This is a genomic window from Coprobacter fastidiosus, assembly GCF_030296935.1.
Classification (GTDB): Bacteria; Bacteroidota; Bacteroidia; order Bacteroidales; family Coprobacteraceae; genus Coprobacter; species Coprobacter fastidiosus.
The window spans coordinates 2,434,748-2,451,756 of record NZ_AP028032.1; the positions used below are offsets into that span (position 1 = coordinate 2,434,748).

The 17,009-nt window shown below is 40.6% G+C and carries 9 protein-coding genes; 4 read left to right on the forward strand and 5 right to left on the reverse strand.

Annotation, left to right across the window (positions count from 1 at the left end):
• Positions 1-19: 19 nt before the first annotated feature.
• The 4 genes from QUE35_RS09620 (at position 20) to QUE35_RS09635 (ending at position 8,901) form a co-directional block, all read left to right on the forward strand.
• On the forward strand, positions 20-3,097 hold the full coding sequence (locus tag QUE35_RS09620; RefSeq protein WP_031258201.1) for a SusC/RagA family TonB-linked outer membrane protein: 3,078 nt from the start codon (positions 20-22) through the stop codon (positions 3,095-3,097).
• A gap of 12 nt (positions 3,098-3,109) precedes the next feature.
• Positions 3,110-4,531 (forward strand): RagB/SusD family nutrient uptake outer membrane protein, encoded by a 1,422-nt coding sequence (locus QUE35_RS09625; protein ID WP_031258202.1) that lies wholly within the window; start codon positions 3,110-3,112, stop codon positions 4,529-4,531.
• Between the two features lie 46 nt (positions 4,532-4,577).
• Positions 4,578-5,669 (forward strand): LamG domain-containing protein, encoded by a 1,092-nt coding sequence (locus tag QUE35_RS09630; protein WP_009318468.1) that lies wholly within the window; start codon positions 4,578-4,580, stop codon positions 5,667-5,669.
• A gap of 103 nt (positions 5,670-5,772) precedes the next feature.
• Positions 5,773-8,901 carry a LamG-like jellyroll fold domain-containing protein gene (locus QUE35_RS09635; RefSeq protein WP_022600197.1) on the forward strand — a complete coding sequence of 1,043 codons (3,129 nt, stop codon included), beginning with the start codon at positions 5,773-5,775 and terminating at the stop codon, positions 8,899-8,901.
• Between the two features lie 62 nt (positions 8,902-8,963).
• On the opposite strand, the gene QUE35_RS09640 is transcribed toward QUE35_RS09635, so the two are convergent.
• From QUE35_RS09640 to QUE35_RS09660, 5 genes are all read right to left on the reverse strand, one after another.
• Positions 8,964-10,391 carry a sialate O-acetylesterase gene (locus QUE35_RS09640; protein WP_022600199.1) on the reverse strand — a complete coding sequence of 476 codons (1,428 nt, stop codon included), beginning with the start codon at positions 10,389-10,391 and terminating at the stop codon, positions 8,964-8,966.
• A gap of 296 nt (positions 10,392-10,687) precedes the next feature.
• Positions 10,688-14,362, reverse strand: coding sequence for a purple acid phosphatase family protein (locus QUE35_RS09645; protein WP_022600201.1), 3,675 nt, complete (start codon positions 14,360-14,362; stop codon positions 10,688-10,690).
• Between the two features lie 149 nt (positions 14,363-14,511).
• Positions 14,512-14,892, reverse strand: coding sequence for a PaaI family thioesterase (locus QUE35_RS09650; protein ID WP_009318474.1), 381 nt, complete (start codon positions 14,890-14,892; stop codon positions 14,512-14,514).
• Positions 14,893-14,975: 83 nt separating this feature from the next.
• Positions 14,976-16,454: a cysteine--tRNA ligase gene (gene cysS / locus QUE35_RS09655; RefSeq protein WP_022600204.1), complete on the reverse strand. Its 1,479-nt coding sequence runs from the start codon at positions 16,452-16,454 to the stop codon at positions 14,976-14,978.
• Between the two features lie 80 nt (positions 16,455-16,534).
• Positions 16,535-17,008, reverse strand: a complete 474-nt coding sequence (locus QUE35_RS09660; protein WP_022600206.1) for a pyridoxamine 5'-phosphate oxidase family protein — start codon at positions 17,006-17,008, stop codon at positions 16,535-16,537.
• Between the last annotated feature and the right edge of the window lies 1 nt (position 17,009).

Genomic DNA, 17,009 nt, shown 5'->3' on the forward strand with positions numbered 1-17,009 from the left:
ATAAATCATAAAGCACAAGATGAAAAGAATTTTCTTATTGATGAGTTTATTTGCCTTTGTTTGTCTGGCAAATGCTCAGACCCAAAGCACGATTACCGGTAAGGTAAAGGATGCGGCTACGGGAGAATTTTTGATGGGTGTGAATGTTCGTGTGGACGGTACGACAACAGGAACGTCTACTGGCCTTGACGGAGATTATTCGATTAAGGTATCGGACAATGCAACTTTGATATTTTCATATATGGGGTATGAAACTCAGAAAATAAAACTTAACGGGCAGAAAGTTTTAAATGTAGCTTTGGGTGAAAAAACCGAATTGATGGATGAAGTTGTCGTAGTCGGTTACACTTCTATGAAAAGACGGGATGTATTAGGAGCTGTTTCTAAAATAGACAGTAAATCGATTAATGCACTTCCGGTTTCTTCGACAGCACAGGCTTTGCAAGGACGTATTGCAGGAGTACAGGTCTCGAATGCTACGGGAGCACCCGGAGCTGGGGTTTCAGTCCGAGTACGTGGTGTCGGGTCTATCAGTTCGAGCAATGATCCGTTGTATATTGTTGACGGTATTCCGGTTGAGGATGCATTAAATAGTATTTCTCCGGGAGATATTGAAAATATCTCGGTATTGAAAGATGCTTCTTCTGCTGCGATTTACGGTTCTCGTGCAAATAACGGAGTCGTGTTGATTACAACAAAAACCGGTAAAAAAGGAAAAGCTCAGATTACTTATCACGGACAATTCGGATTTCAAACACATGCCAACTTGATCGAGATGGCGAATACAGCGGAATATATCGACATTTATAATCAAGCGGTAGATGCCGACAATGCCGGATCTTCGATAAAACGGACACGCCTTGCCGGAGATTATTTGAATGGGCTGGCGGATGTGGATCATGTTGCGTCTATTTTCCAGACAGCGCCGATATATTCTCAGGAACTGAGCGTCAGCGGGGGAAATGACAAGACTAATTATATGATCTCCGGGACTTATTTTAATCAGGAAGGGATTATCAGAAACAGCGGTTATAACCGGGCGACTTTACGGGTGAATATTAATTCGGATGTGAAGAATTGGTTGAAGGTAGGATTTAATATGAGCGGTTCGTTAGGGAATACTCGTTCTGTATCAAGTTCCGGTGACGGGTACGGAAATAGCGAAGGAGGTAGTGTTGTCCGTTATGCCATGTTCAGGAATCCTGCTATTCCGATAAAAGACGGAGCGGGTCAATATATCGACAAGCCGAGCACTTATTTTGGTAATTCTATTTATGATACATTTTTCGGAGACGGGTATAATCCGGTTGCTTTAGCGGAAAATACCGACCGTAAAAAAACAGAAGAAGGTCTGTTCTCGAGAATTTATGCAACGTTCAAACTTCCTTTTAACTTGAGCTGGACAAATAATTTCGGTATTGACTATAAAAATTATAAATATAAAGTTTATAATGCTTCGTGGGGAGATGATAACCGCATCAATAATCCGAACAGTGTTACAGTAGATCATAGTCGGAATCTGGGATGGACATTTAATACTTTATTAAATTGGAATAAGACTTTTAATGAAGTTCATAATTTGTCTGTAATGGCCGGTTTCGAGGCTATAAGAAGTACCGGCGAGTCGATGAGTAATTCAGATCAAGATTTTCCGGTATGGAATAAGGATGTCCTTTATATCGGGGGAGGTACGGGAGAAAAAGTCAGTAAAGAATCGGAATATTCTTCTACTTTAGCCTCTTTCTTCGGACAGGCAAGTTATGATTATCGTTCGCGTTACTATGTTTCGGGAACGATTCGTAGAGACGGTTCTTCAAAGTTTGTGGGAGATAATCGTTGGGGTACTTTTTACTCTGCTTCTGCCGGATGGAATATCGAACAAGAAGCTTTTATGCAGGATGTAACGGTTATTAATAAGTTGAAACTTCGTGCGGGGTACGGATCTATCGGTAATCAAAATATCGGTAACTATGCTTATTCGGATATTTATTCGTCTAATTATAATTATCCTTTCGGAGGTACGTCTGTCAGCGGTTATGCTCAGACAAAACTCGGGAATCCGAATTTGAAATGGGAAACCAGTAACCAGTTCAATGTGGGACTTGATTTGGAATTGTTGAAGGGGTCTTTTGCTTTCTCGGTGGATTTTTATAATAAAATCACCAAAGATATGTTGGTGCAAGCTCCGTTGCCTCCTTCGATCGGGGATGCAGAGCCCTATTGGATCAATAACGGAAAAGTCTTGAACCGTGGAGTCGATCTTGAGTTTATGTATCGCAAAGATTATAAAGACGGAGGTTTTGATGTAACGTTGAATGCCGGATTCCTTAAGAACGAAGTGCTTGCGTTAAATGCTCCTATTGTCGGCGGTCGTGTAGATAATGGAATTTATGCTACGAAGACAGAAGTCGGTTATCCGATCGGGTCGTTTTTTATGTATGAGATGGATGGTATATTCCAAAATGAGGCAGAGATTCTGACTTCAGCTTATCAAGGGGCTAATATAAAACCCGGAGATGTAAAATTTGTCGATCAGGATAATAACGGTACTATCGATGAGAATGACCGGGTGCATGTGGGTAGTGCTATTCCTAAAATGACAATGGGACTTACGTTGAACGGATATTGGAAAGGTTTCGATTTGAATATTTTCTTTCAGGGGGCTTTCGGACAAAAGATATATAATCAGATATTGACGGATTCTGAAGGTTTTTATCGTGGTTTTAATGTTACTAAACGGTATTATGATAATTATTGGACCGGCGAGGGCTCTACAAATGAATATCCTCGTGCTTCATGGAGTGCGAAATCGAATAATGCCAGAGTTTCTACCCGTTTTCTGGAAGACGGTTCTTATATGCGTTTGAAGAATATTCAATTAGGGTACACTTTCAAAACCAATCATTGGGGGATAGACCGGCTGCGGCTTTACCTGTCGGCAACTAATCTGTTTACTATTACCAAGTACAGCGGATTCGATCCCGAAATGACTGTTAGTGCAAACTCTACCAGCGAAGGCGACCGGGCTGCCGGTATCGACTGGGGTACTTATCCTGCAGCCCGGACTTATACATTTGGAGTGAATTTAACCTTCTAAAACATGACACAGATGAAAAATATAATTATAGCGGCATTGGCAGTATGTACTTTTTCTGCCTGTGACGATTTTCTGGATGAGAAGTTAAAAGGAGATTTTAACTCTGATAATATTTTCTCGAATGCTACACAAGCCGAATTGGCTGTAAATGGTGTTTATAATGCGGCTACTTATTGCATAGATTTGTGGAAATTCGGAGATGTCGCATCTGATGACGCGGTAAAGGGTGGTAGCGATGGAGATCAGGCTGATCTTTCTTATATAGATGATTTTTCGGCAAATGCCGATAATGGTGTTCTTTCTGAATTTTGGCAGTCATCGTACGAAGTAATATCCCGTGCCAATAATGTAATTGCTTATGTCCCGAATATCGATATGGATGCGACTTTACGAGATCGATATGTTGCTGAGGCTAAATTTTTCAGAGCATTTGTATATTTCCATTTGGTGAATATTTATGGAGAAGTGCCGTTGAAGTTGCTTCCTCAAATCGATGATGCGTCTATTCATGTGGGGTTGAGTTCCGTATCTGCGATTTATAGTCAGATCGAAAAAGACCTTCGAGATGCATCAATTTTGCCGGTCTCTTATTCGACTTCGGATGCAGGACGGGTGACTCGGGGCGCAGCGTACGGATTATTGGCTAAAGCCCAACTTTATCAACAAAAATATAGTGATGTTTTAACCACTATTCAACTGATCGAAAATTTGGATATTTATGATCTGGAACGTCCTTATTCCAATTTGTTCAAGTTAGGAGGTGAAGATAGCAAAGAGGTTCTGTTCGCTATTCGTTTTTTGAGCGGTCAGAATCCCGGATTGGGAAATTCTCTTAATCAGTGGTTAGCTCCGCAAAATGAATCGGGCTATTATTTCGATGCTCCGACCCAGAGTTATGTAGATGCGTTTGACGAAAAGCAAGTGAACGGAGAAGATGATCTTCGTTTGGACGCTTCGATCGGAAGAGATGGAAAGGATTGGTTTAATGGTGATGTTTTCAGTTCTTCATGGTCTCCTGCAACAGGTTATCTTGTAAAAAAACATAATCAGCCGTTGGATGAGGTCGGCAAAGGGACAAAAGGTGATGGAGGGTTGTCCTATATTTATTTGAGATATGCCGATATATTGCTTATGAAGGCCGAAGCTTTGAATGAAACACACCATCCTGATCTTGCGAAAATAGAGGTGGACAAGGTGCGTGATAGGGCAGGTCTGGCTAGGGTAAGTACAGTTACGGAATCGGCGATGCGTGAAGTAATCCGGAAAGAACGTCGTAAAGAGTTAGGTTTTGAATTTCACCGTTTTTTCGATTTGATGCGTTGGGGAAAAGATGTGGCGGAAGCGGCTTTGGGCTCTTCATTTAAATGGCAAGAACCTCGTTTTTATTTCCCGATTCCACAATCTGAAAAAGATGCAAATCTTGGGATAAAGTAACATAATCATAATATCCATTAATAACACAATTAAAATTTAAACGAACATGAGAAAATTTTTAAATTTCAGAATGATCGCTATCTTGATGGTAGCCTGTTTGACAACGCTTTTTTTGCCTTCTTGTGGAAATGACGATGAAGATAAGGACTCTACTCCTCTGGACTTGACAGAGATCAATGCATTGCTGAGCGAATGTGAATCTTTATTGAGTAGCGCGACTACGGATGATTATCCTGAAGCTGCCATTACTACGTTTCAATCGAAAGTAAATGCAATTAAGAGTGCTGTAGCCGGAGATCTGACGCAAACGACGTTGAATAATCTGCTTGTTCAGTTGAAAGAAGCGAAAACTACTTTTGAACAAAGTGCGTATGACGCAATTCCTTTGGATAATTTATTAGCAGAATGGAGCTTTGATGAGGGAGAAGGTACAAGCCTTGTTTCTACCGGTGTGCAAGCATGGGTTGCTAAGATGAAAACCGGACCGAGTGAGATTTTCGGAACGAATACTCAAGTTCCTTCATTTGTTGACGGGGTTAAGGGAAAAGCTTTGAGTTTTGATAATGGAGCATGTCTTGAAGTTGACGATTTCAGTGAAACATCATTGCTCAGCAATACGCTCTCTATCTCGGTATGGATAAATCCGAAAGAAAGCAGAGCCGGAAATTATATCCTTTCTATGAATTACTGGGAAAACTGGAAATTGAATCTTCAGAATGAAGGTAAACCTTTCTTTACTGTTGCTACGACTGTTGCAGGTGTCGATGCGGATAATGAACATGTAGAGTCATTCCCGATAAATACGTGGACTCATTTGGTAGTTTCTATGGATTTGAATGCTCATACTTTATCTTTCTATGTAAACGGAGAGTTGACAAAAACTTGGGATGCCAGCGGAAAACCGGGTTTGGCAGGATCTCAGAAATCTGCTTATCTTCCTGCCTCAGGAGAAAAACTGCCGTTCTTGATCGGTTGCGCTACGACTTATGCCGAAGCTTCGACATGGGATTGGGTTACATTACCTATCGAACCTTCAGGATGGGATTATTTTGCCGGTTCTTTGGATGAGTTGAAGATTTATAATATCGCTCTTACCGAAGGTCAGGTTTCGAAATTGTATAATGACGAGAAAAAATAAGAATCATTTTTGATTTAGCCTAATCCCGGAGGGGACATCGGAAACGGACATAAGGTCTTCTTCTGTGTCTCCTCCTTTTATATTTATCTGACACACACGAAATATGATGAAAAAGGTATTTTACTTATTCTTTAGCTTGTTCTTTTATCCGAACATCGGCATATTTTGTTTTGCCGATCAGATTCCCGTTTCGAGAATCGAGAAGATGCCGAATCTACCGTCTCCTTATCAGATGAGGGATTGGAAATCGGTTGCAAAGGCTTATGATAAATTTGTTTTCGACAAAAATAAAACCGGTAGTTATTTACCTCTGATTGAGATTAAATCGCAAGGGAATAATTATCCCGGCTCTAAGCAGATACGTTTGGATACTTATGTCGGATCAAATAGTCATGGCAGTCAGGCAGAGGCGATTAACATATTGCCGGCTATTGTAGGCGCATCTTTGGTCGGTGTCGACAAATCTTCTGATAACGGAGAGAATTATGTATCTTATGCTAAAGATTTTTTTAACAAGAAAAATGAACAGAATGTTTATTTGAACGGATATTCTGCGACATCGGGAAAAGATTGGTGGTATGATCTCATGCCTAATGTATATTTTTATCAGCTTTATTCTCTTTATCCGGATGCCGATGCTGATTTTGAAACTCAATTTACTGAAGTTGCAGATCGTTGGTTAGAGGCTGTTTATAAATTGGGTGGTAGCTTGCAACCTTGGACTGTTCCGGATATGAATCACCGGGCATTTAATTTAGTTACCGGAAAGCCTTTGACAAGCGGTGCAAAAGAGCCTGAATCCGCCGGGACAATAGCCTGGTTGCTTTATCAGGCCTATACCCAGACTGGAGATAAGAAATATTTTGAGGGAGCACAGCTTGCACTTGAATTTTTGTGTGCGTTCGGAGAGAATCCTTCTTATGAGTTGCAGTTGCCTTATGGAACGTTGATTGCTGCGAGAATGAATGCAGAGCAGGATTGTTCTTATAATATAGACCGATTGATTAATTGGTGTTTCGATTGGGGGCGTACTCGCGGTTGGGGCGCTATTGTCGGTACATGGGGAGGATATGATGTCTCGGGACTTATCGGTGAAGCGAATGATAACGGAGATGATTATGCTTTTGTTATGAACGGTTTTCAGCAGGCGGCAGCTTTAGCTCCTGTTGCGAAATATGATAAACGTTATGCGCGTGCAATCGGGAAGTGGTTGTTGAATATCGCGAATGCAAGTCGCCTATTTTATAATAATGTACTTCCGGAAGATCATCAAGAACCGCAAAGTTATGCATGGTCTTCTGTTTATGATACCGAAAGTTGTATTCCTTATGAATCGATGAAAGAGGTTTGGAATAATAAATCTCCTTATGTAATGGGGGATGCTACCGGAGGTGGCTGGGCTGCTACGAATATATCTTTGTATAGCGGTTCTAGTGTCGGATATTTGGCGGCATTGATCGAGAAAACCAATGTCGAAGGTATCCTCCGGATCGATGTTAATAAAACCGATTTTTTCGGAAATGCGGTTTTCCCGGTTTATTTGTATTATAATCCTTATTCTGAGGATAAGACGGTAGAGTTGGAATTACCGTCAGGAGAATATGATTTGTATGATGCCATATCCGAGCGGAATGTGGTTTCTCGAATTTCGGGGACAGCTTCTTTTTCTGTTCCATCGGATGGGGTTTGCTTGTTGACTGTTATACCTTCCGGTACGGAACAAACAGTTTCCGGACATCGTTTGTTGGCAGGTAACCAAGTTATAGATTTTTATTATGGTTATGATTATTCTCGAAATTTAAGGCTAAAAGCAATAGTGGCAGATCAGGAAGTGACTGTACCGGGTAATACCGTTAAATTGAATGTGTATGCGGATAATATTCCGTTGGGAGCTTCTGTCGTATATCAATGGAGTGTAAATGGCGAACCTATTCAAAGTGAATGGACGGGATCTTATTTAAATTGGAATGTACCTTCGACTCTCGGCCTTTATACGATAAAGGCTGTCGGAAGTGCTCGTAATCAAACCATATCGGGAGAGGTAACTGTCGAGGTGTTGGAGAGTATGTATGATAAACCTTCATTGACAAGTATTGAAACAAGTTCGTCTATGCCTTTGTCTCCGGGAGAAACGATAGATGTTACTTCGGTATTGGCGGAGGAAACGCCGGGACTTACGGTTTCTTGGGAGTGTGACGGCGGTGATATAGAAAACCTTTCAGATTTTTCCAGTCGTTGGACATTACCTTCTGTCCCCGGAGTATATACGATAAGTTGCACTGCGAAAAATCGGTTCGGGGAGGATATGAAATCATTGGAAGTTTTGGTTAAGGAAGAAAAATCGGCAGTAAAGACACCTTTGATTTACTATCCTCTAAACGGTGACTGTTCTAACGCTGCAAGTCTCGGAATTTATGATGCGATACCTGAAGGTGGCTCGTTTGTTACGGATGCGTTGGGTCGTGAATCTTCGGCATATTCTCTGTCCTCGTCTTCATATTTATATACGGAAAATGATGAAGCCCTCGGGGTACAGGATAAAGTGACGATCGGTTTTTGGGTTTCTCCGGAAAATACGCCCGGGAGGGAACAATTTCTTGTTTCTCACGGTAGTTGGGAAGAACGCTATAAAATTTCACTTTCTCCCGATATGACCTTGAGGTGGACGGTAAATACTTCTGACGGGACGAAAGATCTGGATTATAAGATTCCTTTGGATCTGAATAAATTTTATCATATTACTGCTGTATATACGGGGTATTCTATGGAGTTGTATGTAAATGGGGAATTTTATTCGTTTATGAAACATTCCGGAAATATCGGAACTACGGATAAGGATATTACTTATGGTAGAAAAGATCGTACCGATACAGAATATACTTTTGCGGGAATATTGGATGAGATTCGTATTTATAATGATGAATTATCTCTGTCCGAGATAAGGGAACTTCCTGAGACTTGGGAACTATTACCATCATCGGTTGAGAATACTATTTCGGATTTGCAAATACAGATTTTGAAAGGCAGAGGAGTATTGCGTATCGATACTGGCGGAAGAATATTAAAAAATTTGGAGGTATTCAATATACAAGGTATGTCATTCCCATGCAAATGGCAAAAGGAGAGTGAATATTCTTATAGTATTTCGACAGAAAATTTGTCTTCAGGCATATATGTATTGAGATTGACAGATAAATCGGGAAAAAACTACAGATACAAGATTATTTTGTAAAAAAAGGAGCATTCCTTCACAGGAACGCTCCTTTCAGATTATGTAGTGTGTGTTTGTGTTAGCTATTTTATTTCCCAGTTATCACTGCGGAAAGAGGATGCCGGAAGTCCGTAAACATCGAAAAGAGAGCCTACCACGAAATTTTTATAAGCGTAGCGGACTGCAACGGGATTAGGGACTTGCGGGCTGCTGACTCCTAAACGTCCGCTCTTGGCTTCGATAACCGCTTTTGCCGGGTAGAATATTTTATCCTCTCCGGCGATTTCGAAATCGGGCAGTTCAGTTTCGAGAGGAGCAACCCCTTTGGGGGCATTACTGAAATTGACATAAATCTTATTCCCTTTTATTTCGATAGATTTATATATAGGACCGGAATATCCGAAATTGTTTTTATTATAGGTCTTTGCTAAGGCCCAGTAAGCCAGTCTGTTTCCTACTTTTTCTTTTTCTGCCGGATGGATTTTGGTTTTTTCTCCTATATCTAAAGTTACAGCCATTCCCGAATTCGGAATTTCATTCATATTCCGGAGTTGAACTTCTCGTAATTTTGCAGAAGATGTTTTATCGACACCGTCATATTGGAACGGGGCTATTTGTACATAATAGAACGGGAAGTCTCCTAAGCCCCATTTTTGACGTAAGTCTTTTACAAATGCCGGCATTAAACGTCCGTATAGCTCTTCTTGTCCTCTATTGCTTTCACCTTGATACCAGATCATTCCTTTTATCGTATAGTTGATAACGGGAGAGATCATTGCGTTATACAATACTCCGGGCAACACTTGTTTAGGACCTACAGGTTTGTCATTAGTCAGATGAGAAATATCGACCTCGTCCTTGAATGGGGTGAGAGCTTCAATACTCATCCACGGTTCTACTTTCGATCCACCCCAATTCGAGATTATCAGTCCTATGGGGACATCGAGAACTTCATTTAAGTATTTTGCAAAGAAATAAGCCGTAGCACTGGCTCTGGCAACTCCTTCGGGTGTATGTTCTTCCCATCGGGTTTCACAATCGGATTGCGGAGTTTTTGCCGTAATACGGGGAATATTGCAGAACCGGATCGGAACTTCTTTTTTTGCTTTAATAAGAATATCCTGAATATTATTTACCGGTTGTCGGTCGAACCCTTGTACCGGCATTTCCATATTGGATTGTCCCGAACAAAACCATACTTCTCCGATGAGAATATTTTTTAATGTTGTTTTTTCTCCGTCATTAAATGTGATTTCGTAAGGGCCTCCGGCTACCGGAGTCGTTATTTGCTGTATCCATTTCCCGTCTTTCCCTGTCGTTGTGGAATAAGATCTTTTTGCCCAGGACGGCTTTATGTTTACTATGCTTCCGGGTTTCGCTTCTCCCCATAACTTGACTTGGGACTGTTGTTGCAACACCATATTGTCTGCTAAGACACCCGGTAGTTTTACTTTAGCGAAGAGTGTGGTCGAAATAAAAGCTAAAAAGGCGATAACCGCTATTTTTTTCATTTCTGTTATGTGTTATGTTTAGAAAAAAGTTAACGTGAGCAAAGTAAATGGAAGATCCTTAATATATACATTAAAATCTCCTTAAAAACAAACTAAAAAAATAGTAATATCTGTTTTTAATAACTTTATTCTTGAAAAAAGTACCGGAAGTTTTATTTTATTGGAGAGTAAGGCCTAAAAAGTCGTTTAAAATGAAATGACTCCTGATAGTCAAATGAAGAACTTTTCAGGAGTCATTTCGAGAATTTGTTTTGAAACTTTTTTGGATCAGCAGATCTTTTAAGAAGCCAAGGGTTTTATTTTACCCGAAGATTCTTAACTGTACATTTATTATTTCGTACGACACGCACTATTACTTGTGAGTCGGGAGTAACATTAATCCTATTTTCACCGTTTGTCAGTATCGTTTTGGCTAATAATGCCCCGTAAGGGGAGTAAATTTCGGCAATTCCACCATCGGATACGATCACGACTTCTGCTGTTCCTCCTGCTATGACGACATCATTATCGGTTTCGGCCGGACTGTCGATTGAAGAATTGATATCAGAATAATCGCTCCAGTTGAGATTATTGTCACGGTAACGGATTTTTGCTTTATAATTTCCTGTGGGAAGTTTTGCCGTGAAAGTGCTGAGATCGATTCCTTCGTTTAAATCGACTGGCAGGTATGATTTTTCTAAATCTATTTTCCCGTCGGTTTCAAAGTATCCGGTAACGCCGAATATATTTTCCCGGTGGATAATCGTGTCGATTACCATTTCCTGATTTGCCGTGTTGATTATTTGATATTCTGCGGACATCATATCCGTAGCAGGTGACGCTTCAAGAGAAAATATTCCATCTGTAGCATTGTATTCTTGCTTGATCATTGTCGGCGTTGTCGGTACGGATGCATCGCATTTTGCACTCCATTGATCGATTATTTCCGCCGGATCATATTTGCGAATATACGTTGTTGATGAAGCCCCGTTGACCGGTCGGCGTTGAGAGACTCCGTAGTATGTCGTTTGATATGATTTTTCGACAGGATCTACTTCGGTAATAGCAAATCCGATGAACTCCGAATTCCGGTGTATTTCGGGATAATCTATGTTTGTGCTGTATTTCCCGAAATAGTCAGGATAAGAACCTCCGTTACCGTTCAGGAAAAGGGTTATACTTTTTCCGTTTTTGAGCTCAAGGATACCTCTTTCTACAGAATGAGTATGCCCGTACATATACATTTTTATTTTTGTAGAGTTTTCAAATACCGGGAACAGCCGTTCGGCTATTTCTTCACGGGTTGCAGTATTATCGGGTGCTGACCACATTTCATATCTGTGTCCGTGATGTCCGAAAATGAAGACCATATCTATCGTGTTATCGCTTTCTGCAGTTGTCAGCTTATCTTTTAGCCATTTCAATTGTGCCTCGGTGTTCGTTTGATAAGTCTGATTGCTGTTATCTGTCGGACAAAGATACTGCCGGTTGGTATTCAGATAAATGTATAGGGCGTTTCCTATTTGTTGAGCATAATATTTCCCTTTTGCATCTCCTTCGGCATCGCTCAAATCGGTGAAATCCATGAAATCATAGAAATACGAATGTTCTGAGTCGTTTTTCTCAAAATCGTGATTACCTGCAGCGATATTCATGGGAAGAGCATTCGTAAGTTCTTTGTTCGGAGTAAAGAGCGATTCTACAAATTCATTTTCATATTGTCCGTAATTATAGATAATATCTCCGGTACATGTAATGAAATCGAAATGGTTTTGTAAATCTTCTCCGAATTCCTGTTTTAAGAATTTCAATGCAGCCTCCCGTACCGGCGTTACAGAGCTGGCTTCATGAGAGTCTCCGAATGAGAGGAAACGGATTTTCCGGCTTACGTTTTTATCCGGAAGTGTACGGAATTTGTAAACTTCAGAAATATTATTACCGATCCGGCAACGGTATTGGTATTCGGTATCAGGAGATAAGCCGGTCAGCCGAACGCCGGACCATTTCAAACTTCCTACGGATTTTGTCGTACCTGTTGCCGTGAGATTCAGATCGGTAGTCCCGTATTCTACGGTGGGTACTCCCTCTTCTCCGTCGGCACTTCGCCAGTTGATCAAGATACTTTCGGTTGTTTTGCTTTGCAAATACGGCTCTGGTTGAAATATAATCACATCCGGAACGATTCCTTTAAAACTGATATCGTCAAGATAATAAGTGACGGCTTCGTTTTGTACCGATCCTCCTGATGCACAATTGGGACGAATGCTTATACGGCAAGTAGATAGGTCGGTTGTTTTAATATCTGACATATCGACTTTTATTTCGTAACGAGTCCATTCGGTTGCGGTTGTTTGTGATGATGTGAGAATATCTTTTGTATTGTTGTTTATAGAAAAATCTACCCGGAAAGGGATTCCTGCTTTTGACGCTTTCATCCACATGACAAAAGTATATTCTGCTGAAGCAAGGTTTTGGACCTCTTGGGCAAGAAAGAACCGGTATCGCGCATCTATGTTTGTCAAATCGATTTTCAATGCTTGACTTCCTCCATGAATTTCTTCGGTTGTAATAGTTCCTGTTCCAGTAGAACTGCCTTTAATGACAAGCCCCCAAGTGTTCACTAAATTAGATCCCCACGGATCTGTTCCCATAACAATACTTGAATTAGGATCTCCGATTTCGAAATCTCCATTGGTGATGAACTCTTTTTGCTCTCCTTCATCGGGTTTTTCTTCTTCAGAGGAGGCCGATGTGAAGCTGATGTCATCGATATAGTAAGTAACGGCTTCGTTTTTTACCGATCCACTTGAGGTACAATTGGGTCGGATGCGTATACGGAGGGTAGAAAGATCTTCTGATGTTTTATCCGAGAGATCGACTTTTATTTCATAACGAGTCCATTCGGTTGCAGTCGTTTGTGCAGATGTAAGGACATCTTTATTGTCATCGTCAATAGAAAAATCTACTCTGAACGGTATGTCTGCTTTTGATGCTTTCATCCATAAGGCGAATGTATATTCTCCCGGAGTAAGATTTTGAAGCTCTTGAGTGAGGAAGAAATGATAACGTGCAGAGATATTGGTCAATTCTACTTTTAGTGCTTGGCTACCATTATGAACCTCTTCGGTCGTGATGCTTCCTGTTCCTGTAGATTTGTCTTTAATGACAAGAGCCCATTTCCCAACAAAGTCGCCCCATTTGTCAGTTCCTGTAACGATACTCGTGTTGGGCTCTCCGGTTTCGAAGTTTCCGTTAATAATAAAGTCTTTTACATTCCCCTCTTCCGGTTCGGTACCTTTTTCATACAGGCGAACATCATCGATAAGTATAGAAGATTCAAGAGATTTGTTATTTTCGTCATACTCTGTTCTGTTTCCGAATACGACTCCTGATTTTTGAAAATCGCCGTCGCTGTAATGTGTATCGGAGGCTTGGTGTTGCGTCGGGTCTATTATAACGGTGTATTCTTCCCAGTTTGAGGATAATGTTACCCAGTTACTGCCGGATACTTCATAACCTCCGCCTACAGACATCCCCGCGAAGACCGGATAATTCCCGACTAAATTTTTTGCTTTAAATTTTAGAACATATTGTTTGGTACGATCTATTGTGACATATTGAATAGCGGTATTGTTGTCCCATGTGTCCAGTTTGGTCGTTGTACTGCCGGCGGTGATACTCAGATTCAGCGCTTTTTCACCTTCTGCATAATCATCGGTAACTATTTTTCCGTGATTGTATCCGCTATTTGCCGATTTACGATACCAAGAACCTGGTACGACTGTTTCCGCCTCCATTACCGGATTATTGGTTTCCGTATTGCTGCCTAATTTGCCTAAGGCCGAAATTCGGGGCAGTTCACCGGTCGATTTGTTGTTTGCATAATCGTAGGTTTTTGTGTTTTCGAATCCTCCGTCTTGTAATAAGTTTTGCGCAGACGCAGGTAACAGTGTAGTGAGCAGGAATATTCCTGCGAGGAGAGATTTTTTCATTGTTATTGTGTTTTGGTTTTGGATTCAAGTAATTTTGAATGACCAAAGTAATATAATATTCTCCTCGCAATCAGGAATGTATCAGCTCAATATGTCTCGTAATTTATTTTATGGAACTATTCTCATATTTTTGAAACACCTCTGTAATATTATTTTCTATAACATATTCCGTCACATACAGCAATAAGTCGGCCGTTTTCGGTAGTGATATTCGCTTTATAGTGACAGATCGTTTTATGCAACAAAATTTCTTGGGCTTCTGCGATCAGGGTTTCTCCGATCGTGGCGCTTTCAAGAAATCGAATGTCCGACTGTATAGAGAAAGCCAGACGGCCGTTAGCGTTGGCGGCGGCGGCAATTGTCAGATCCGCTAAAGTAAACAGTGCTCCTCCCTGAACGACGTTTCCTGCATTCAGATGGTGTTCGTTTATTTTTAGTTTGGCTTTTGCATACCCGGGACGAACCTCAGAAAGTGTGATCCCTGCTTCTGTTGCGAAACGGTCGTTTTTAAAAAATTCGATATAATCCATAATATTTTCTTTTATAGATATAGAAAAGGAGCTTTCCGCCATATTATTTATGCAGAAAACTCCCTATGTTTTTGTAATGATTACTATTTATTTAATTTCCATTCAGCACCGTCTTTGGTGTCTTTGATTTCAAATCCGATTTCAGAGAGTTTATTGCGGATAAAGTCTGCTGTTTGCCAATCTTTATGATTCTTTGCTTCTTGGCGTACATCAAGCAATAGATCGACAGCTTTTTCGTAAGCTTCGTTAGAAGCATTGCCCGTTGTGCTATTTTCTACTTTTAATCCTAATATATCGAACATGAATGTTTGAAATATCTCTTTTAGTTCCTCTAAATCGGTTTCATTTATAGAGGCTTTGCCGGAAAGGATTGTGTTGATAATGCGAACAGCATCGAATAAATATGAGATGACGATCGGGGAGCTCAAGTCATCGTTCATTGCTTCGTAACATTTTTCCCGAAGATTTTTAATATCTACGGTAGAGTCTGTTCCCGGAATGATCTTATTGAGATTTTCCCAGCCTTCACTAAGCCGTTGATATGCTTTTTCTGCGGCGATGAGGGCATCGTTGCTGAAATCAAGCGTACTGCGGTAATGTGCTTGCAAGATAAAGAACCGTATCGTCATAGGACTGAATGGTTGAGATAACAGTTTATGATCTCCGGTAAAGAATTGGTCTAATGTAATGAAATTACCTAAGGATTTCCCCATTTTCTGTCCGTTGATCGTAATCATGTTGTTATGCATCCAATAATGTACGGTCTCTTTTCCTTGTGCCGCTACAGACTGAGCGATTTCGCATTCGTGATGTGGAAAGAGCAGATCCATGCCTCCTCCGTGAATGTCGAATTCCTCTCCTAAATATTTTGTTCCCATTGCAGAACATTCGAGATGCCAGCCGGGAAAACCGTCACTCCATGGAGAAGGCCACCGCATGATATGTTCGGGTGAGGCTTTTTTCCAAAGAGCGAAATCGACGCTGTTGCGTTTTTCTTGTTGTCCGTCAAGAGCCCGTGTCGTATTGAGCAGTTCATCGATATTGCGTCCGGAGAGTTTTCCGTAGTGATACTCTTTATTATACTTTTCGACATCGAAGTAAACCGATCCGTCGCTAATGTATGCGTATCCTGCATCCAATATTTTTTTTATATATTCGATTTGTTCTATAATATGACCTGAAGCATGGGGCTCTATGCTGGGAGGAAGAACATTCAAGGCTTCCATTGCTTTGTGGTATCGGTTGAGGTAGTATTGCACTACTTCCATTGGCTCTAATTGCTCGAGCCTCGCTTTTTTTGCAATTTTATCTTCTCCTTCGTCCGCATCGTTTTCGAGGTGTCCTACGTCTGTAATGTTGCGTACATAACGGACTTTATATCCGAGATGTTTCAGATAACGGAAAAGCAGATCGAACGTAATTGCCGGACGAGCATGCCCGAGATGTCCGTCCCCGTAAACCGTAGGTCCGCAGACATACATACCTACGTACGGAGAATTGAGCGGAATAAATAGTTCTTTTTTTCTGCTGAGCGTGTTGTAAATATTGAGTTTATGTTCCATGTTTTTATTTAATTACACATTACAAAGGTAATGATTTAATAGAAATTAGGACAATCGGGGTGCGGATTTCATTGTATTATTTATCTTTTTGCTGAGTTCCCGAAAGATTTACAAAATATTTGTTCCGGTTTTATTTCCCAAATGCAGATATTATTCACTGCCGGGGCATTATATTTGAATTCTCGATTGGTATAATGTCGCATTATAATGTTTAGACAGCGGATTTTCTCATCGTAATCGGTTATAAATTTGACTTTTCCTTCGCATATGATACTTTCAGCAGACATACTGTAACTGCAAGCTACTTCAGGGTGTTGGAATACTAATTTGGTATTTCCGTGGAGAGATAGGCTTATTCGGTTATCATTACGAATGAGTTCTGTTTTTTTTCCTTCAGGTCCTGAGTGTAGATAGAATGTCCCGTTTTCATATCCGAAATTCATCGGAATAATATATGGAGCGCTTCCGGGGTTATTTATTCCTATGAAGCAGGTTTGTGCACTTTTGATAATTTCTTCTATTTTTTCGAAGTCATTGATAGTGTATGTTTTCATA